Origin of the sequence: Stenotrophomonas terrae (genome assembly GCF_039674165.1) — a bacterium.
GTDB lineage: Bacteria > Pseudomonadota > Gammaproteobacteria > Xanthomonadales > Xanthomonadaceae > Stenotrophomonas > Stenotrophomonas terrae_A.
The window spans coordinates 103,607-122,239 of sequence record NZ_JBDJMY010000003.1 but is presented as its reverse complement, the minus strand read 5'-3'; the positions used below and the strand labels follow the sequence as shown (position 1 = coordinate 122,239).

Here is an 18,633-nt window from a genome sequence, read left to right as displayed (position 1 = left end):
GCATGGCTCGGCACTACATGAGCAGCCTTTTACTTCTTGTTCGGCACTTCAAAGCCCAGCTTGTCCACCTGCTGTGGATGCTGCGGCACGCGCTTGAGCTTGTCGGTGTTGACGTCGTACTTGTCGCGCAGACGGGTGGCCAGCTGGCGGTAGGTGGCGTTGTCCATGTCCGGCTCGCGGGCGAAGATCCACGCCATTTCGCGGCCTGGGTAGCCAATCAATGCCCAGGAATAATCCGGCGCCACTTCCAGGATGCGGGTGTGGGTGGGCACCACGCGGTAGAACCAGGTGCGCCAGCGGCGGTTGCCGCTGTCTTCGTCAACCTTGGCGCGGATATCTATTTCCTCTTCCGGCTCGGCGAAGCCTTCGCGGAACTGGTAGTGGATGGCGACCTTGTTGTCGTCGCGCAAGGTATAGGTGTTGACGCTGGCCACATGGCCGCGCTCGACGAAGTTGGGCACGCGGCCAATCACATACCAGCGGCCCATGAAGCGCTGCAGGTCAATCGGGCCCTCGGCGATTCCTTCCTCCACCGTCGTTGCCGTCGGGGCAGCCTCCTGCGCGTGGGCCGGGATCAGCGGCAGGGCAAGGCTCAACAACATGACAGACAGGAAAACGGGAATGGGTCGCATTGCGGGCAGGGCACCAGTGAAGGTCAGGGCAGCATGTTCGACGGGCAGCGATGGGCGCGTCAATGGCAGGTCGCAGTCTGTGAGATGGCGGCCGCCGAGGATGCACTCCAACACAGCCATGTTGCCGGAGAACGTCATGACCAAGCCGCTTGCATCGTCATCCCGTCGTAACGCGCCAGAAGCGCCTGATCCGCGCGTGCTGCGCTGCGTCAGGCAGGCGGCGCTGGCCGGTCTGGCGCTGGTGCTGGTGTGGCCGGCGGCCCGCGGCCACAGCCAGTGGATCGGCTGGTTGCCGCTGTGGCTGCTGGGGATGCCGCTGTCCGCGTGGTGGGCGCTGTACCGCTTTCGCCTACCCGCAGCTTGGCGGAACCGCCACGCCAAGCCGCGTAAGCGCGGCCCGCAGGCTACCCGTGGCCGCCCGCCGGCCCGGCGCCGTCTGCCACAGGCGGCCTGACCTTCGACACGTGGGGGCGGGGCAGGGCCTGTGCTAGCGTTCGCGGCTTATGACCGCATGGAGCCAACATGTCTCGACTCACCTCCGCCTGCCTTGTGGCAGGTCTGCTTTCTTCCGGCCTGGCCGGGGCCGCCATGGCCGCTGACGATTCCCAGGACAAGTACGCCTGGCTGGAAGACGTCACCGGCGACAAACAGCTGGGCTGGGTGAAGGAGCAGAACGCCAAGTCCGAAGGCCGCCTGGCTGTGACCCCACAGTTCAAGGCGATGGAATCCGGCATCCGCGAGGTACTGGATTCGGACGCCAAGATCCCGGGTGTGGAGAAGATTGGCGACTATTACTACAACTTCTGGAAGGACAAGCAGCACGAGCGCGGCGTGTGGCGCCGTACCACCCTGGTGGAATACCGCAAGGCCGAGCCGCTGTGGGAAACCGTGCTGGACCTGGACGCGCTGAACAAGGCCGAGGGTGAGAACTGGGTATGGCATGGCGCCAACTGCCTGCGCCCGGAATACAACCGCTGCCTGATCGCGCTGTCGCGCGGCGGCGCTGACGCCGATGTCACCCGCGAGTTCGACATTTCCAGGAAGGATTGGATCAAGGACGGTTTCTTCCGCGCCGAGGCCAAGGGCGGCCTGGGCTGGATCGACCAGGACAACGTCTTCGTCTACACCGACTTCGGGCCGGGCTCGATGACCACCTCCGGTTACCCGCGCGTGGTCAAGCGCTGGCAGCGCGGCACCCCGATCACCGCCGCTACCCCGGTGTATGAGGGCAAGCCGGAAGACATGTACATCGCGGCGATGCATGACGACACGCCGGGCTTCGAGCGCAACTTCGTCAGCCGCACGATTGCGTTCTACAACAACGAACTGTTCCTTATCGGCGCCGATGGCAAGTTGACCAAGGTCGACGCGCCGAACTCGGCCGAAAAGGGCGTGCGCCGCGAATGGCTGACCCTGGAACTGCGTGAGCCGTGGACTGTAGGTGGCAAGACCTACGCTGCCGGCTCGCTGCTGGCAACGAAGTTTGATGACTTCATGGCCGGCAAGCGCGAGTTCGACGTGCTGTTCGCCCCCACCGAGACCACTTCGCTGGCCGGCACCACCTGGACCAAGTCGCACGTGGTGTTGAACGTGCTGGACGACGTCAAGAATCGCCTGAAAGTACTGACCCATGGCAAGGATGGTTGGGTTTCCAGCGATTTCACCGGTGCACCGGCTTTCGGCACGATTGGTGTTGGCGCGGTGGACGCGGATGAAAGCGACGCGGTGTGGATGACCGTCACCGACTACCTGACCCCGACCACGTTGGCACTGGCCGAAATCGGCAAGCAGCCGGAAGTGCTCAAGACCATGCCGGCGTTCTTCGACGCCAGCGACAAGGTGATCGAGCAGCACTTCGCCACCAGCAAGGACGGCACCCGCGTGCCCTACTTCGTGGTGCACGACAAGGCGATGAAGCTGGACGGCTCCAACCCGACCCTGCTGTACGGCTACGGTGGCTTTGAAATCTCGCTGACCCCGGGTTATTCCGGCGGCATGGGTCGCGCCTGGTTGGACAAGGGCGGCGTGTATGTCGTTGCCAACATCCGTGGCGGTGGCGAGTACGGCCCGCGCTGGCACCAGGCGGCGCTGAAGCAGAACCGTCACAAGGCGTATGAGGATATGGCAGCGGTGGCGCAGGATCTGGTCAGCCGCAACATCACCTCGGCCAAGCACCTGGGCGTGCAGGGCGGCAGCAACGGCGGTCTGCTGACCGGCAACATGCTCACCCAGTACCCGGAGCTGTTTGGCGCAGTGGTGGTGCAGGTACCGCTGCTGGACATGAAGCGCTACAGCCATCTGTTGGCTGGTGCCTCGTGGATGGCCGAGTACGGCAACCCGGACACGGCCGATTGGGAATTCATCAAGACCTTCTCGCCTTACCACCTGTTCGACCCGGCCAAGAACTACCCGCCGGTGCTGTTCACCACCTCCACCCGCGATGACCGCGTGCACCCGGGTCACGCCCGCAAGATGGCGGCCAAGATGATCGACGCAGGCAAGGACGTGACCTACTACGAGAACATCGAAGGCGGCCACGGTGGCGCGGCAAACAATGCGCAGGCTGCGCATATGTCGGCACTGGCTTACAGCTTCCTGTGGGAGCAGCTGAGCAAGAAGTGATGCTTGGTTTGAAGTTGTTTTCGTTTTGAAGTGATGCAAAACAAACGCCACCGAAAGGTGGCGTTTGTTTTTGCTCCGCTTTGCTTTGCTTCGGCTTAAGCCCCTCTCCCGCCTGCGGGAGAGGGGTTGGGGTGAGGGCAGGGCGGAGTCTAGTTAGTGAATTGCGGTAGGAATTTCAAAAGCTCAAAAGCGCCCCCCCATCCGCCCTCCGGGCACCTTCCCCCGCAAGCGGGAGAAGGAACAACCCAAGCCAAGATCAAAACCGAGGCCGAAGCCAAAGCCGAAGCCGAAGCCGAAGCCAAAGCCAAAGACAAAGCCAAAGCCAAAGCCAAAGCCAAAGCCAAAGCCAAAGCCAAAGCCCCCCTCATTGCCGCTTGAGGCGTTGCTTCTGCTCCCTCCCTTTCGCCGCAGGCGAAGGGGAGGGCTGGGGAGGGGTGCCTTTAGCTTTCAGCTTTCAGCTCTCAGCTCTCAGCCAACTTTCCCAGCCAGCCAGCTCTCCAACCCCGCCCAATCCGCGCCACCGCCTCCTGCAAACGCCCAACATCCTGCGTATAGGCAATCCGTACATGCTGGTTGGCGCGGTAGTTCCCAAAATCCAAGCCCGGCGTAAACGCCACATGCTCGGTCTCCAGAAAGTGCGCACAGAACGCCTGCGCGTCATCGGTGAACGCACTCACATCGCAGTACAGATAGAACGCACCCTGCGGCTCCACATCAATCCGGAACCCAAGCGCACGCAACGCCGGCAACAGATAATCCCGCCGCTGCTGGAACTGCTCCCGCCGCTGCTCGAAGATGGCAATCGTTTCGGGCTCGAAACACGCCAAGGCAGCATGCTGCGCCATCGACGGCGCGCTGATGTACAGGTTCTGCGCAAGCTTCTCCAACTCGGGCACCGCACGCGGCGGCGCCACCAGCCAGCCAAGGCGCCAACCTGTCATGCCGAAGTATTTGGAGAAGCTGTTCAACACGAACGCTTCGTCATCCACTTCCAGCACGCTGGGTGCATCAAAGCCATAGGTCAGCCCGTGGTAGATCTCATCCACCACCAGGTGCCCACCGTGTTCCTTCAACGCCGTCGACAAGCCAGCCAACTGCCCGGCATCCAGCGTGGTACCAGTCGGGTTGGCAGGCGACGCCACCAGCGCCCCCACACTGGCCGAATTCCAGTTGGCCGCAATCGATTCCGGGGTCAGCTGGTAGCCACTGTCCGGCCCCACCGGCACCAGCTGTGCCGCGCCTTCCACCAAGCGCAGGAAATGCCGGTTGCAGGGGTAGCCGGGGTCGGCCAGCAGCCAGTGCTTGCCCGGGTCGACCAGCAGGCTGGAGGCCAGCAGCAGGGCGCCGGAGCCGCCGGGGGTTACCAGGATGCGTTCCGGGTCGATATCCAGACCGTAGCGCTGGCCGTAGAAGCCGGCGATGGCCTGGCGCAGGGCGGGCAGGCCGCGTGCGGCGGTATAGCGGGTGTGCCCGGCGGCCAGCGCAGCCTGGCCGGCACGGATGATGGGTTCGGCGGTGGTGAAATCGGGTTCGCCGATCTCCAGGTGGATCACGTCGTGGCCCTGCTGCTCCAGTGCGTTGGCACGGGCCAGCAACGACATGACGTGGAAGGGCGCGATCTCCTGACTGCGGCGGCTATAGGGGGCTTGCGGGGCGTGGGGCGTGTTCATGCCTGCATGATAGGCGGCGTTGATGGCAACGGCGCAAGCGCCGGGCATGGCACACTGTGCGCTGTTGCACTGGATGCACCACCGCTGTTCCGGAGCGAACCTGATGAAACCCTTTCTTTGCCTGTTGGTTGCAAGCCTGATGATCAATACCGCCGCCGCTTCCCAGCCCACCCCGCCGGATGTTGAAAAGCGCCCGCACACGGTGACCGCACCGTTCGGTGCACAGCGCGAGGACGACTATTACTGGCTGCGTGACGACGCGCGCAAGGAGCCGGCGATGCTGGCCTACCTCAACGCCGAAAACGCCTATACCGATGCGCTGATGGCGCCGCTCAAGCCGCTGCAGGACAAGCTCTACGCCGAGATCGTCGGCCGCATCAAGCAGGACGATGCCAGCGTGCCGTACCGTGAGCGCGGCTACTGGTATTACACCCGCTACGAAACCGGCAAGGACTACCCCATCCACGCCCGCCGCAAGGGCGATATGCAGGCACCGGAAGAAGTGCTGCTGGATCTGAACGTGCTGGCCGAAGGCAAGGGTTACTTTGGCATCGACGACATGGACATCAGCCGCGACAACCAGTTGCTGGCCTTCGCCGAAGACGCCGTTGGCCGCCGCCAGTACACCATCCGCATCAAGGACCTGGGCACCGGCAAGATGCTGGACGACGTGATCGAAGGCGTGTCGGCCAATGTGGTCTGGGCCGATGACAACCGCACGCTGTTTTACGTCGAAAACGATCCGGAAACCCTGCTCACCGTCCGCGTCAAGAAGCACGTGCTGGGCACCCCGGTCAGCGCCGATGTGCTGGTCTACGAGGAGAAGGACGACAGCTTCTACATGGGCATCGGCCGCACCCGCGACGACCGTTTCATCACCATCGGCGTGGACAGCACTGTGTCCTCCGAGCTGCGTTACACCTCGGCCGCCAACCCGGGCGAGTTCACCGTGCTGGCAAAGCGCGAGCGCGACGTGGAATACGACGCCGACCACTACAACGGCCAGTGGGTGATCCGCACCAATGCCGATGGCGCCACCAACTTCAAGCTGGTTACCGCCCCGGAAGGCGCCACCAGCCGCAAGCAGTGGCAGGACTGGGTGAAGCACGATCCGCAGGTGCTGATTGAAGGCTTTGAGCTGTTCGACGGCTATACCGCCATCGCCGAGCGCGCCGAAGCGCTGGAGCGCGTGCGCCTGCTGTTTGCGGACGGCCGCAGCGAGTTCGTCAAGGCCGATGAGCCGGCCTACTCGATGGGCTTGTCGGTCAATGCCGAACCCGAAACCGAATGGCTGCGTTACACCTACACCTCGCTGACCACGCCGGCCACCACCTACGAACTCAACGTCAAGACCGGTGAGCGCCGCCTGCTCAAGCAGCAGCCGGTGATCGGTTACGACCCGAGCAAGTATGAAACCGAGCGCGTCTGGGTCACCGCCCGTGACGGCGCCCGTATTCCGGTGTCGCTGGTCTACAAGAAGGGCTTCAAGAAGGACGGCACCGCCGCCCTGTACCAGTACGCCTATGGCAGCTACGGCATGTCGATGGACCCGGGCTTCAACCAGAGCGTGGTGAGCCTGCTGGACCGGGGCGTGGTCTACGCCATCGCGCATATCCGCGGTGGCGAGGAGATGGGCCGCAGCTGGTATGACAACGGCAAGCTGCTGCACAAACAGAACACCTTCAACGACTTCGTCGACGTGACCCGCGCGCTGGTGGCACAGGGCTATGCCGCCAAGGACCGCGTTGCGGCCTCGGGTGGCAGCGCCGGCGGCCTGCTGATGGGCGCCGTGGCCAACCAGGCGCCGGGCGACTACCGGGTGATGGTGGCGCAGGTGCCGTTCGTCGACGTGGTCACCACCATGCTCGATGCCAGCATTCCGCTGACCACCAACGAGTACGACGAGTGGGGTAACCCGGAGCAGAAGCCTTACTACGACTACATGCTCAAGTACTCGCCGTACGACAACGTCACCGCTCAGGCTTACCCGTCGTTGTTCGTAGGTACCGGCCTGTGGGATTCGCAGGTGCAGTACTGGGAACCGGCAAAGTGGGTAGCCAAGCTGCGTGACGTCAATACGGGCACCGCGCCCATCGTGTTCCGCACCAACATGGAAGCCGGCCACGGCGGCAAGTCCGGTCGCTTCCAGCGTTACAAGGAACAGGCCGAGTCCTTCGCCTTCGTGCTGTGGCAGCTGGGCCTGGCCGATTGATGCAGCAGGGTTGTGGTCATGCCTGAGACGCCACCGCCCCGCCAACCACGCCCGCCGCGCCTGCGCTGGGCGTGGTGGCTGCTGGCCTATGTGAGCCTGGGGGTGGGCATCGTCGGTATTTTCGTGCCCGGCCTGCCCACCACCGTGTTCGTGCTGATTTCGGCCTGGGCGGCCTCGCATGGCTCCGAGCGGCTGCACCGCTGGCTGCTGGACCACCCGCGCTTCGGCCCGGCCATCCGCGACTGGCAGGCGCACGGCGCGGTAAGCCGCAAGGGCAAGTGGATGGCCAGCCTGACCATGCTGGCCTGCGCCCTGATCACCCTGTGGTGCGTGCCGCTGGCCTGGGTGAAATGGACCTCCATCAGCATCATGGCCTGCGTCTGCCTGTGGCTGTGGCTGCGGCCCCTGCCGCCGGGCGAACGCTGAACGGCGCACGCGCGCGGTTCGGACTTGGTGGTCCAGTGGCTATACTCCGGGGCATGAACAAGACGTCCCGTTTCCTGATTCTCATCCCGGCGGCCTTCGTGCTGCTGGGCCTCAGTGCCTGCGGCAACAAGGGCCCCTTGGTGATGCCGCAGAAGCCGGTGCCGATCGAGGAACAGGAAGTTACCCCGGACGAGCAGCCCGCTGCCGATCCGGCCACCGACAAGAAGGACCCGGCTGCCGACAAGAAGGCCGACGAAGCCCTGGACGATGCAACCGGTGGTGATGGCGTCAATGAGTAAGTCGGCAACAGGGCGCCTGCACTTCAGCAAGATGCACGGCGCCGGCAATGATTTCGTGGTGTTGGACCTGCGTGATGGCAGCGCGCCACCGGATGCGGCCCAGGCCGCACTGCTGGCCGACCGCCATCGCGGCGTGGGCTGTGACCAGATCCTGACCATCGAGCCGCCGCGCAGCGAAGGCGCGGTGGCGTCCTACCGCATCTGGAATTCAGACGGCTCCACCTCGCAGCAATGCGGCAACGGCGCGCGCTGCGTGGCCGCCTGGCTGGTGCGCGACGGCGCAGTGCAGGGCGATGATTTCATCATCGACAGCCCCACCCGTACGCACGCCGTGCAGCGCCTGGCCAATGGCGAATTCGCCGTGGCCATGGGCAAGCCCGAGTTCGAGCCGGCGCAGATTCCGTTGCTTGGCTTCCCACGCGCGCGTGAGGAATACATGACCTCGCTGCAGGGCGAGAACGTGCGCTTCGGCGCCGTGTCGATGGGCAACCCGCATGCCGTGCTGGAAGTCGGCTCGGTCGACGCCGCTCCGGTGGAGCGGGTAGGGCCCTTGCTGCAGCAGAACCCGTTCTTCCCGGAATCGGTGAATGTCGGTTTCGCCCAGGTGATGGATGCCGGCCACGCCCGCCTGCGCGTGTACGAGCGCGGTGTCGGTGAAACCCTGGCCTGCGGTAGCGGTGCCTGCGCGGCCGCGGTCGTGCTGATGCAGCGTGGCCGCCTGCAGCGCGATGCACTGATTTCCCTGCCCGGTGGCGACCTGCGTATCCAATGGCCGGCAGATGATGCCGAGATCGTGATGTCCGGCCCGGCAGCATTCGTATTCGACGGAGAGTGGATGGGATGAACGACACAGTCGAGAAAATCGGTGCCCATGAAGTCGCAGCCTGGCTGCGGCGTCATCCGAGCTTCCTCAAGCAGTTCCCCGATCTGGCGCTGACCATGGTGGTGCCGCGCGACGACGGCCCCACCGCCTCGCTGGCCAGCTACCAGCTGGAAGTGCTGCGCGACAAGAACCGCGAGCTGTCGCGGCGCCTGGCCGACCTCGGCGCCAATGCGCAGATCAACGAACGCCTGGCCGTGCGCACCCACCAGCTGACCCTGGCGCTGATGCGCCAGAACAGCGCCGCCGACACCCTGCGAGCTATGGCCGCCTCGCTGGAAGAAGATTTCGCCGGCGACCTGGTGCGCATCGTCTGCTTTGATGACGTGCCGGAACTGGCAGAAGCGCCGTGGCTGCAGATCATCGCCAAGGACGACCAACGGCTGGCCGCGTTCCACGACTGCCTGCAGGACGGCGAGCCCATCTGCGGCCGCCTGCAGCAGGAGAAGAACGTGGTGCTGTACGGCGAGCGCGTCAACGAAGTCTCATCCACTGCGCTGCTGCCGTTGCCCGACGTCGGCCTGATCGCCGTGGGCAGCTACGACCCCAACCGCTTCTATCCCGGCATGGGCACGCTGTTCCTGCGCATGATGGGCGAGTCGCTGGTGACGGGTTTGCAGCGCTTCCACAGCGCTTGAATGGAGTGATGCGGCGATGAGTGCCGTCCAGGCATTCCTGTCCTATCTGCAGGTCGAGCGCCGCATGTCGGCGCATACGCTGGACGCCTACCAGCGAGACCTCGCCGCGCTCAGCCAATGGTGCGATGCGCACGAAGTCGCCGATCCGCAAGCGCTGCAAGGCGACCAGTTGCGTGAGTTCATCGCCAGCGAGCATCGCCGCGGCCTGTCGGCCAAAAGCCTGCAACGCCGCCTGTCGGCCTGCCGCAGCTTCTACGCCTGGTTGCTGAAGAACAACGCCATCGACACCAGCCCCGCCGCCGGCCTGCGTGCGCCCAAGGCGCCGCGCAAACTGCCGCAGGTGCTGGACGCCGACGAAGCCGTGCAACTGGTCGAGCTGCCCACCGATGCACCGCTAGGCCTGCGCGACCGCGCGCTGTTGGAGCTGTTCTATTCCTCAGGCCTGCGCCTGAGTGAACTCTGCGCCATGCGCTGGCGCGACCTCGATACCGCCAGCGGCATCGTGCTGGTGCACGGCAAAGGCAACCGCGAACGCACCGTACCGGTCGGCTCGCATGCAATGAATGCATTGCAGGAATGGCGCAAGGAAAGCGGTGGCACCGGCGAGAAACCGGTATTCCCGGGCCGCAGCGGCGGACCCATCGGCCAACGCGCCGTGCAGATCCGCATCAAGCAACTGGCGCAACGCCAAGGGCTGTTCAAAAACGTGCACCCGCATATGCTGCGGCACAGTTTCGCCAGCCATATTCTGGAATCCTCAGGCGACCTGCGCGGCGTGCAGGAACTGCTGGGGCATGCGGATATCGCAACCACGCAGATCTATACGCATCTGGATTTCCAGCATCTGGCCAAGGTTTATGATGCTGCGCATCCTAGGGCGAAGCGGAAAAGTTGAGTTGGCTTGAGGACTATTCTTTATTGGTCTTTTATATCTTCGTGGTAGCGGCGACCGCGTGGTCGCGATTATGCGAAAGAGTGGAAGGTGATCAAAGATCGAGGCAATGGTTGCGTGAGCTCAATAGCACGTTCGAGCTAGGTCATTTATCCTTCCTGACGACAAACGGAGTGCTTTCACTAAGGCGACGTTTCTAGATTTATCGATACGCTCGTGAAACGTCGTTGGCGCTGTCGAGGACGTCATCAATCAGGTGGCAGTAGCTGCTTTCTTGGCGCGTTCATCAAAGTCTTTGATCCAGTTCAGCATGGATTGAATATCCATCAGTAGTTCATCTGGCTCCGGTAGCCATGTAGGGCTTTCCGTTGGCTGAGAGTGTTCGAACGCCGAGTATTTGGTCATCATTTCATTGATCAATGCGCAGTCATTCGGCGTTACGGCGTTCAAGCGTTTCAATACGTTGAGGGTTTTTATTTCTCGACGATAGCGGTTGATTATGCCGGAGCACAGTTCATCCTCGACTGACCTTTCTACAAGAATTCGGAAATTGCTACAGGCGGCCTTAAGCGCGATAGCCCTTAGCGAAGCGTCGAGTTTTTTAATGGCCCCGATACTGCTGACCATTTGGTTGAACCCGGACTTTGGCTTGAGTGAAAACGCGTCGATGGAAACAGGCATGCCCGTATTGGTGCCGTCACGCCCGATGGACACCACGCTGACCTCTACTGCTGTCAACTCGAGATCAGTTCTATGCTTCGCTGCGCTTCGAAGCAAGACCATCAACGACAATCGGTGTGTGAAGACGATTACCTGTCTATGTTCAGCCAAGTCCACTAGACGTTTTGCCACCGCTTCTTCGTAGCGCTGGTCTAGTGAGGAAATTGGGTCGTCAAAGATGACTGGAAGTCCTCGGTCCACACCAGTCGCGTCGGCCAAAAATGCAGCTAGTGCCACGATCCGCTGCTCGCCTTCGCTCAGGATATCCCTGTTCTTCGCTGGGGAGGTGGCGTCCTTCAACTCGATATAGAAGCTGTAAATTCCTTTGCCTGAGGCCTTATGGTTCATTCGCACTGGAAGATTGCTGCCGCCGAGCGCCAGAAGCTCTTCGTTGAATCGATCGCAATAACCCTTGGCCAACTCACCTTCGCCGATCTCATTGCTTTTTATGGTGAGCGCTCTGGTTGCCGTCAACTGGATAGCGGCTTGAATGATTGCCACCTTCTTGAGGCGCTCCACTTCCACTCTCACTGCATCAATCTGGCCTGAAATCCATTCCTGAGCCTTGAGTTCGTGTAAACGCGCCTCCTTCTTGGCACGCCCGGCTGGATCCAAAAGGACGGCCAATGCTTCGCGCTGGGCCGTGGTCTCGATCATGGTACGTTCATGGGCATCCGTCCAAAGGGACCATGCCGCCTTAGGAATGTCCGCTAGATCAATGGCGCTGCTCATGGCCTTTAGTCTGGCGTCGATCTCTTGTGCAAGTGATCCGGTTTGCACGCTGTCGAGCCCCACGGCAGCACACTGCGACTGCCAGGCAGGGGCGCTCATCTTCTTTGGGAGCGCACTCGTCAATGTGATGAGAGTTTCCTCAGCGGCTTTGGCTTCGGTCTGCAAGGTTGCGTTGAGATGCTGCTCAAAGCTTGTGAGGCGTTGTTTTCCTTCCGATTCTAGTGGTTGTTGACAAAGCACACAGCGTGCTCCGTCTCCTACATTTGGGTGGGCATGATCGGGGTAAGCAGAGTTTATTGAGTAGGCCTTAGCGGCTTCCCAAAGCGTTTCCCACACTGCTTCCCCGACGCCCTTTAGTGGCATGCCGTTGATAAAAGATGTCGAGTATGCCGTGGCAGCCTGCCGTTTCTCGGTCGCGGTTTTGCGTGCGGTGACGAGAACCTCGGCCTTCTCATCGTCCAGGCCATCCGCCAGTTCGGACATGTTCTCCGCTAGTTTGGTCAGCCGATCAAGATCGGCGATCGCTTTTGCATGGGCGACTGCTGGATTGGTCTGGGCTAGCGCGGTTTCTAGGGCTAGCCGTTCCTGAAGCAGGGCCTCTGGAAAGGCGCAAGCTTTGCCGATCGCCTCTTCGTCGAGGGTGGGTTTCAATTTTTTGAGAAAGGTCGCTGCTGTGGCTTGTGCGTGCTCTGCAGGAACTACTGGGAGCTTGGAGATGAGTTGGGCTGCACGACCCTCCAAACGTTTCTCGACTCGATCCGAGATGCTGATAAGCGCGCCGACAAATCGCATAGCGCGTGGCAAGTGGGTTGCTGTGCTGGGGGTGTCCCCAAGTTCTCCTGCAGTGGCTGAGTCGAATACTGGCACGGCGTTGAACTTTGGGTGGGGGCCGGAGGTCGCTTCCCACTGGACGTCGTTGGTTGTAGATGTTCCGTCGATCGAGCTGAACGTAGAAGCTTTCACCAGCGCGGACGTAGCTTTAGGGGCACTATCGAACACGTTACCGTGGATAGTCCCTTTTGCTCGAGCGCCGCAAATGTGTTTCATCAGGCGGGCATAGCCAGACTTGCCGGAACCATTGGTTCCGTAAACCACTGTCATCTGCCCTTGGGATAGATCCAAGACGGCGTTGGTGCCAATGGCGTTTACCCCCTGGATGGTGGACAACGAATCGATACGCAATGCATCAGCGCTTGGTGTTCCAAGAATCACACCTGGAGCGAGTGCTGGGTGCTTTGTTCCCAAGGTTTTGCCTGCTTCGTGCAAACAATGGTCGGCGAGGGCTTTGATCTCCTCGTCGGTTGGCATGCGCCGACTTTTTACCATGCCATCTGCAGCCATTCTTAACCAACTGGGCCGGGAGTCCAGCCACGCTTCCAATGTCATAGGAACAACAGCCTCATCCTTCTTTGCCATCGGTCACATCCTCTGTGCTTCGCGGTGAGGTAGAAATTCCTCCGTCGCCTTAGGCTTAATAGTGACGTTGGTCACGACAAGTGGCAACTAGGCGTTGGTCGCAGGTTTTTTCATAGTTCTCAGTTTGAGCGAGGGCCAAAGAAAAGGACCGGTTGATTCGGGGAAAAGGGAATAAAAGTGTCAATTTCGCTTTGTTGCAGCGGTCGTTGTTCGCGAAAGACGATCTGCAGCAAGTGCGGCAAGTGCTGCAGTAGACATATTTTGACAACAAGAGAGAACAGCGACCATAGTTGAGTTGCTTGAAAGCAAGGACTGATCAATAGGCTGGTGCGAAGATGGGCTTTGATGTTTTGCTTAAGAATCTGGTGTCGAACGCTATACGGGATCTTGAGTTCAACTGATTAGCCGGGCTCTTAGTTGACCGGTTTCCCGACGTACTTCGTCTCTACACAGCGCTTTGTCGGCGTGTGCTAGAGATTTCGTTCCTTCCGGATGGGACGACGAATGACGTCGGTGCTCTCAAGGCCGGGTTTAATTTCTGCCAAGCCCCCATGACGCCACAACCCGAAGCAGACATACTTCCGGGTGCTGAATCCAATCAGACCCCTCCGCTTCTCATCCGGCACCCACGCATACATGCTGACCTCCTACCTGCTGTTCTTCTTCGCCGGCCTGGGCGTCTTCAACGGTGCGGCGTTGTCGGTCTACCTGCTATGCCGAAAACCCGTCAGGCCGGCCCAGCGTTGGCTGGCGGCCTTGGTGCTGATGCTGAGCCTGCGCACCGGCAAGTCCGTGCTGGTCTTCTTCTGGCACGACATCTCCAAGCTGGTTCTGCAGGTCGGCCTGACCGCCTGCTTCTTCATCGGCATCTGCCTGATCGGTTTCGTGCGTGCCTGGCTTGACCCCGATAGCCGGCGGACCCGGAACGATGCGGCTATCGCCTTGGGCCTGCTGGTGCTGGCGACTGCCTTTGGTGTCGCTTGGCCCTATACCGAGAACGTCAGCCTGTGGGCTGGGCCGGTGTGGGCCTCCATCCAAGTGATTTGGCTGGCCTGTCTGCTGGTGTCAACGGTGCTGTTCCTACGGGGCGGCAAGCAAGGTCACGCCGATACGGCACCCGGTGCGCTGAGCCGCAGCCATGTGCTCTCGGTGATCGTGGGCGTGGGCGTGATCTGGTTGGCCTATGCCACCTCCGGCTTGACGTCGTACATCGTCGGCGCGCTGTCGTTCTCGCTGGTGCTGTACCTGAGCATCAGTGTTGCGCTTGCCCGGCGTAAGCCCGCTCCGGTCGCCGAGCCTTACCGGGACCGCAAGATCGCGCCGAGCGAAGCTGAGGCGACCTTGCGCGCCCTGCATGCGCTGATGGCCGACGAGGGCCTGTACAAGGACGCTGGCCTGACGCTGGCCAAGCTGGCCAAGCGTCTCAACATCCCTACGGCACGGTTGTCGCAGCTGCTCAACGACAACCTCAAGACCGCCTTCAAGCCCTACCTGGCGCAGGTCAGGATCGAGGCCGCCAAGCAGTTGCTGCGCGCACAGGCGTCGGCGTCGATGGACGATGTGGCGGAGGCGTCCGGCTTCCTTTCCACGTCCACCTTCTACAGCAGCTTCAAGAAGGTGGAGGGGACGACGCCTGCAGCGTGGCGGCAGGCCCAGTCGCGCTTGTTGGTTGGCTCTTGAAACGCGTTTGGTGAGTCCGTAAACGCGCTTCAGTAGATTGATTCATAAAGAGATTCTGCAGACTTCGGGGCACCCATCCTCCGGAGTCTTGTTCATGTCAGGAATGCCTTCCAAGCCGGCCATTGCCGGTGTCATACCGTTGCCAGCACGCCTTGTCAGATGGTTCGCCATGGTCAGCTTGGCGCTGTGGTTCAGTGGGCTTGCGCATGCCGAGCCGGTCACGGATGAGCGTGAGATCTCCGCGGTCATCCAGGACTATCTGCACGGCAGTTCGTACAACCAGCGCGATCGGCTCAGCCGCGCCTTCCATCCTGATGCGCGGCTATACCTGAGCCAGGGCGCGGACGGCATGCGCGAGGTGGGCATCGCCGAATACACCAGCTGGTTCGGCAAGGAGCCGGGGCTGTTCAATGGCCGTGTCGGTCGCCTGCTCGGCATCGAGGTCGAAGGCAACATCGCCACCGCCAAGGCGGAGATTCTGATCAGCAGGGATCAGGCGCGCTTCGTCGATCTGTTCCTGCTGAAGAAGCTGGAAGGGCGCTGGCTGATCATCAGCAAGACCGCCACCCGCGAAACAGCGCCCGCCCATGGCCGCCAGGTAGTGCTGGCGGTGTCCAACGTGGACACCATGCCCGGCACCCGCCTGAGCGCCGGCAACAGTTTCCTGGAGCTGGTCCGCGCCTATGCCGGTTTCCGCGAGGCTGGCTACGGCGTGCAGTTCGTCAGCCCCGAAGGCGGGGCCGTGCCGCTGGCCTACATCGACACCAGCAACCCCGAACACAAAGACGGCATCTACGACGCCGACATGATGTGGGCGCTGGCCAACACGCGCCGGCCCGACGAGGTGACGGCCAGCGACTATTCCGCGCTGATGTACATCGGCGGCAGTGCCGCGATGTATGGCGTTGCCGAGCACCCCGGCATGCAATGGTTGGCGGTGCGCATCTACGAGCAGCGGGGCGGCATCGTCTCGGCGGTGTGCCACGGCAGTGCAGGGCTGGTGAACCTGATCCTGTCCGACGGCACCGCACTGGTCAGCGGCAAGCGTGTCACCGGCTACCCCGATGCATACGAAGATATGAGTGCGGCTTATTACAAGACCTTCCCGTTCTCGATCGAACAACGCCTGCGTGGAAGCAAAGGCCAGTTCAGTCACGGCGCGCGCGGCACATCGCATGTGGAAGTTGATGGCCGGCTCATCACCGGCATGAACTGGGAATCCACACGCGGCGTGGTGGCTGCGATTATCCAGCGCTTGGAGGCTGATAGTGCTGCGCTACAAAATGCTCCGCAGGTTGGTGGTTGAGTAACTGCAACGAAGTCGGACTGCCCGCTGCTGGATGGCAGCGGGCGGGGGATGGCCATTCGGGATGAACGCGGTTCCGGCCAATCATTTGTTGCACATCTGGTATCCATGACCTGCTTGCGGGACAAGTGGTGAAGGCGAGGCGTCTGAACTAGGATTGCGCTTCAAGTCGAACAGGGAAGTTGACTATGCACCACTGGTTTTTTTTGCTTTCGCTTGCACTCTTCAGCGGCGGTGCCTTGGCCGGCACGACCTGGCGTGGCACCACCCCGCAGTCGCTTGCCAACGGCTCAGGCGAAATATCGGCAGCTGGTGGCGCGGCAGTTACGTTGTCAGCCGAGTCGATGGGTGCAAATCGGTTCGTCGGCGCCATCACAACGATCGACGCAGCCTCCTTTCGAGGACGAGAGGTACTTTTCGCTGGCAGGCTTCTGGTCAAAAGCGGCACTGGCAAGGCTGCACTCTGGGTCCGTGCGGACGGCGCTGAAGGGGCTCTGGCCTTTGCAAGCACGAGTGACCAGTCGGTGCGCTTCAACGAGGGTTCCCAGGTGAGAGAGGTCCGGCTCTACATTCCGTCTGGGGCGACCAGTCTCAAGCTATGGGTGTCCCTTGACAGCGCCGGGCGTGTAGATGTCGAGCACCTCACGCTCAAGAACGAGCGTGCGACCTCGAACGGCGTATCCGCTTATGACATGCTCGATACCGCCATTTCTTTCATCCGCGCGAACGCGCTGAACGCAAACCGCCTGGACTGGGATGCCGAGCAGAAGTCACTTCTGACCCCAGACTTGAAGAACCTTCCAGCACCGGAGGCTTACAGCAGGATTCGAAAGGTTCTGAGTGCTCTCGAAGATCATCATAGCTCCGTGCATGTGCCCAGGGTTGCTTCGACCCGTCGCACAAGTGCAATCGCGACGCAGGCCGTAGAAGCCAGGCCAGTGCAGGACATCGGCTATCTGTTGGTGCCGGGTTTGCGTGGCTCCGATTCCCGTGCCAGTGATATCTTCAGCACTCAACTTTGCGAGCACATTGCAAGCTTGGCGAAGACTGCTAGTAAGGGCTGGATCATCGATCTTCGTGACAATACGGGGGGCAATATGTGGCCGATGATAAAAGGGCTGAGATCACTGTTGGGCGATGCTGATATAGGCGCAATCCGCGACCGCAATGGTGTGGTAACGGCGTGGCGCTCCCAACCCTCCAAGGCATGCGGCGTCGATCTTTCCCGCAACCGCGTGGCCGTGCTTGTTGGCCCCAGGACAGCAAGCTCCGGAGAAGCGGTGGCTGTTGCATTCAGAGCCCGCCCTGGCACCGGGTTCTTCGGGCAACCCACGGCAGGGCTCTCCACTGCCAACCAGTCGTTTGCGCTTCCTGATGGCGGCGTTATTGCGTTGACGACCGCAGTGTTTCTTGACCGGTCCGGTGAGGCGTATCTGCAGGGCATAAAGCCCGAGAATCTTGTGCCTCACGATCAATATGCGATTGCGGCGGCGGCAGCTTGGTTGCGCACGCTACCGTGATGACGCGCGGTTGGCCGGCAATAGGGTCAGAGTAGGTTTCTGCGGACAGCCTTCGCTGCGTTGCTGGTAGGCCTCTTGCCTGGAGCCATGCGAGAGTTGGAACGAGCCTTCAGTTGACGGCGGGAAGTGACGCCGTCGTGATCGATGCGCCATACAGGCCGTCATAGCCCGGCATAATTCCATTTGCCTGCATGTAACCCTTCTTGTCGCCCACGAAGCGATTGTTTGGTATCGATGTGACACCGCACTCCGGCACACATACCCAAGCTGTACCGGCGGGCCCACGCAGGTAGACGCTGTGTGGGTTGCGATCAGACAGCAAGTATCCTGCCGGTTCATAGTCTGGCGCTCCGCGACGGCCCTTTTCACGGCTGGCGTGAACGTTTCCAAGCAGAGCAATGACTGTCGTGTCTTTGCTGTGTGCTGCCCTGATGCGCATGGCCATGCCGGCGTCCCTCGATCCTGCCATGCCATCGTCGACGGCCAACACGCTGATTCGTGCACCTTCGGCACGAAGCGTTCGCAGCCGATGCAGCAATTTCAGCATGGCGGTGCTGGATCGCCCATCCTGGGGCTGGCGTGTCCAGAATCGACTGTTCAGTAGGGCTGCCTGATCTGCATCGGTGCCCTCGCTCGTCAGGAAGTGATCGAGCCTTGCCTGCTCCTCTATCGGAACCTCCAGCGCCACCGTCACTGCATTTCCGGACTTTGCGCGGGCGCAGGCCAAATCGCCGATCAGTGCTGGTGCCTCGCTGGTGCCATGGACTTCGCCTGCCAGCAGCAGGCTTGTAGCGGGCATATTGAGAGGCCAACTGCACGCGCTCTTATCGTCGGCCAAGGCGCCGCCGCTCGCGAGCGCAGTTGATGCCAGGAGCAGAAGGGGATGAAGTGACTTCATGTCGAGACCCTTGTGTGGATGAGCAGCTACAGCGCCGTTGCCACTGTACATGCAAGCAGTCCATATACACCTTCAGTTTTTAGAGGTGAG

General features: G+C 61.6%; 16 protein-coding genes. 12 read left to right on the top strand and 4 right to left on the bottom strand.

Translation table 11 applies throughout. The annotated features are described in order from the left end of the window. Nucleotides 1–29: 29 nt before the first annotated feature. Nucleotides 30–632 carry a lipocalin family protein gene (locus ABE493_RS02445; protein ID WP_346497003.1) on the bottom strand — a complete coding sequence of 201 codons (603 nt, stop codon included), beginning with the start codon at nucleotides 630–632 and terminating at the stop codon, nucleotides 30–32. 136 nt (nucleotides 633–768) lie between these two features. Between ABE493_RS02445 and ABE493_RS02440 the strand changes: the two genes are divergently transcribed. The 3 genes from ABE493_RS02440 (at nucleotide 769) to ABE493_RS02430 (ending at nucleotide 3,632) form a co-directional block, all read left to right on the top strand. Further along, nucleotides 769–1,086, top strand: a complete 318-nt coding sequence (locus ABE493_RS02440; RefSeq protein WP_346496927.1) for a hypothetical protein — start codon at nucleotides 769–771, stop codon at nucleotides 1,084–1,086. Between the two features lie 68 nt (nucleotides 1,087–1,154). Beyond that, nucleotides 1,155–3,254, top strand: a complete 2,100-nt coding sequence (locus ABE493_RS02435) for a prolyl oligopeptidase family serine peptidase (protein WP_346496925.1) — start codon at nucleotides 1,155–1,157, stop codon at nucleotides 3,252–3,254. A gap of 156 nt (nucleotides 3,255–3,410) precedes the next feature. After that, nucleotides 3,411–3,632: a hypothetical protein gene (locus ABE493_RS02430; protein ID WP_346496923.1), complete on the top strand. Its 222-nt coding sequence runs from the start codon at nucleotides 3,411–3,413 to the stop codon at nucleotides 3,630–3,632. Between the two features lie 83 nt (nucleotides 3,633–3,715). Here ABE493_RS02430 and ABE493_RS02425 read toward each other — a convergent pair whose 3' ends face one another. After that, nucleotides 3,716–4,924, bottom strand: a complete 1,209-nt coding sequence (locus ABE493_RS02425; protein WP_346496921.1) for a pyridoxal phosphate-dependent aminotransferase — start codon at nucleotides 4,922–4,924, stop codon at nucleotides 3,716–3,718. Between the two features lie 103 nt (nucleotides 4,925–5,027). Here ABE493_RS02425 and ABE493_RS02420 point away from each other — a divergent pair, with 103 nt between their 5' ends. From ABE493_RS02420 to xerC, 6 genes are read left to right on the top strand one after another with little or no spacing between them, the layout of a single operon-like run. Then, nucleotides 5,028–7,136, top strand: a complete 2,109-nt coding sequence (locus ABE493_RS02420; protein WP_346496920.1) for a S9 family peptidase — start codon at nucleotides 5,028–5,030, stop codon at nucleotides 7,134–7,136. An 18-nt stretch (nucleotides 7,137–7,154) separates the two neighbouring features. Then, nucleotides 7,155–7,562, top strand: coding sequence for a YbaN family protein (locus ABE493_RS02415; RefSeq protein ID WP_346496919.1), 408 nt, complete (start codon nucleotides 7,155–7,157; stop codon nucleotides 7,560–7,562). 53 nt (nucleotides 7,563–7,615) lie between these two features. Further along, nucleotides 7,616–7,861, top strand: a complete 246-nt coding sequence (gene lptM, locus ABE493_RS02410; RefSeq protein ID WP_346496917.1) for an LPS translocon maturation chaperone LptM — start codon at nucleotides 7,616–7,618, stop codon at nucleotides 7,859–7,861. Beyond that, nucleotides 7,854–8,705 carry a diaminopimelate epimerase gene (gene dapF, locus ABE493_RS02405; protein WP_346496915.1) on the top strand — a complete coding sequence of 284 codons (852 nt, stop codon included), beginning with the start codon at nucleotides 7,854–7,856 and terminating at the stop codon, nucleotides 8,703–8,705. The genes lptM and dapF overlap by 8 nt, the downstream gene beginning before the upstream one ends. Then, nucleotides 8,702–9,379 carry a DUF484 family protein gene (locus ABE493_RS02400; protein WP_346496913.1) on the top strand — a complete coding sequence of 226 codons (678 nt, stop codon included), beginning with the start codon at nucleotides 8,702–8,704 and terminating at the stop codon, nucleotides 9,377–9,379. Before dapF ends, ABE493_RS02400 begins: the two co-directional genes overlap by 4 nt. Before the next feature lie 16 nt (nucleotides 9,380–9,395). Further along, nucleotides 9,396–10,274, top strand: coding sequence for a tyrosine recombinase XerC (xerC, locus tag ABE493_RS02395; protein ID WP_346496911.1), 879 nt, complete (start codon nucleotides 9,396–9,398; stop codon nucleotides 10,272–10,274). A gap of 249 nt (nucleotides 10,275–10,523) precedes the next feature. Here xerC and ABE493_RS02390 read toward each other — a convergent pair whose 3' ends face one another. Further along, nucleotides 10,524–13,139 (bottom strand): AAA family ATPase, encoded by a 2,616-nt coding sequence (locus ABE493_RS02390; RefSeq protein ID WP_346496909.1) that lies wholly within the window; start codon nucleotides 13,137–13,139, stop codon nucleotides 10,524–10,526. Nucleotides 13,140–13,775: 636 nt separating this feature from the next. On the opposite strand from ABE493_RS02390, the gene ABE493_RS02385 reads away from it, so the two are divergent. The 3 genes from ABE493_RS02385 to ABE493_RS02375 all read left to right on the top strand — a co-directional run bounded on the left by ABE493_RS02385 (nucleotide 13,776) and on the right by ABE493_RS02375 (nucleotide 17,645). Beyond that, nucleotides 13,776–14,819, top strand: coding sequence for a helix-turn-helix domain-containing protein (locus ABE493_RS02385; protein WP_346496907.1), 1,044 nt, complete (start codon nucleotides 13,776–13,778; stop codon nucleotides 14,817–14,819). A gap of 94 nt (nucleotides 14,820–14,913) precedes the next feature. Then, nucleotides 14,914–16,125, top strand: coding sequence for a nuclear transport factor 2 family protein (locus ABE493_RS02380; RefSeq protein WP_346496905.1), 1,212 nt, complete (start codon nucleotides 14,914–14,916; stop codon nucleotides 16,123–16,125). Nucleotides 16,126–16,313: 188 nt separating this feature from the next. Continuing rightward, nucleotides 16,314–17,645, top strand: coding sequence for a S41 family peptidase (locus ABE493_RS02375; protein WP_346497001.1), 1,332 nt, complete (start codon nucleotides 16,314–16,316; stop codon nucleotides 17,643–17,645). A 109-nt stretch (nucleotides 17,646–17,754) separates the two neighbouring features. On the opposite strand, the gene ABE493_RS02370 is transcribed toward ABE493_RS02375, so the two are convergent. After that, nucleotides 17,755–18,594, bottom strand: coding sequence for a hypothetical protein (locus ABE493_RS02370; RefSeq protein ID WP_346496903.1), 840 nt, complete (start codon nucleotides 18,592–18,594; stop codon nucleotides 17,755–17,757). Nucleotides 18,595–18,633 lie beyond the last annotated feature (39 nt).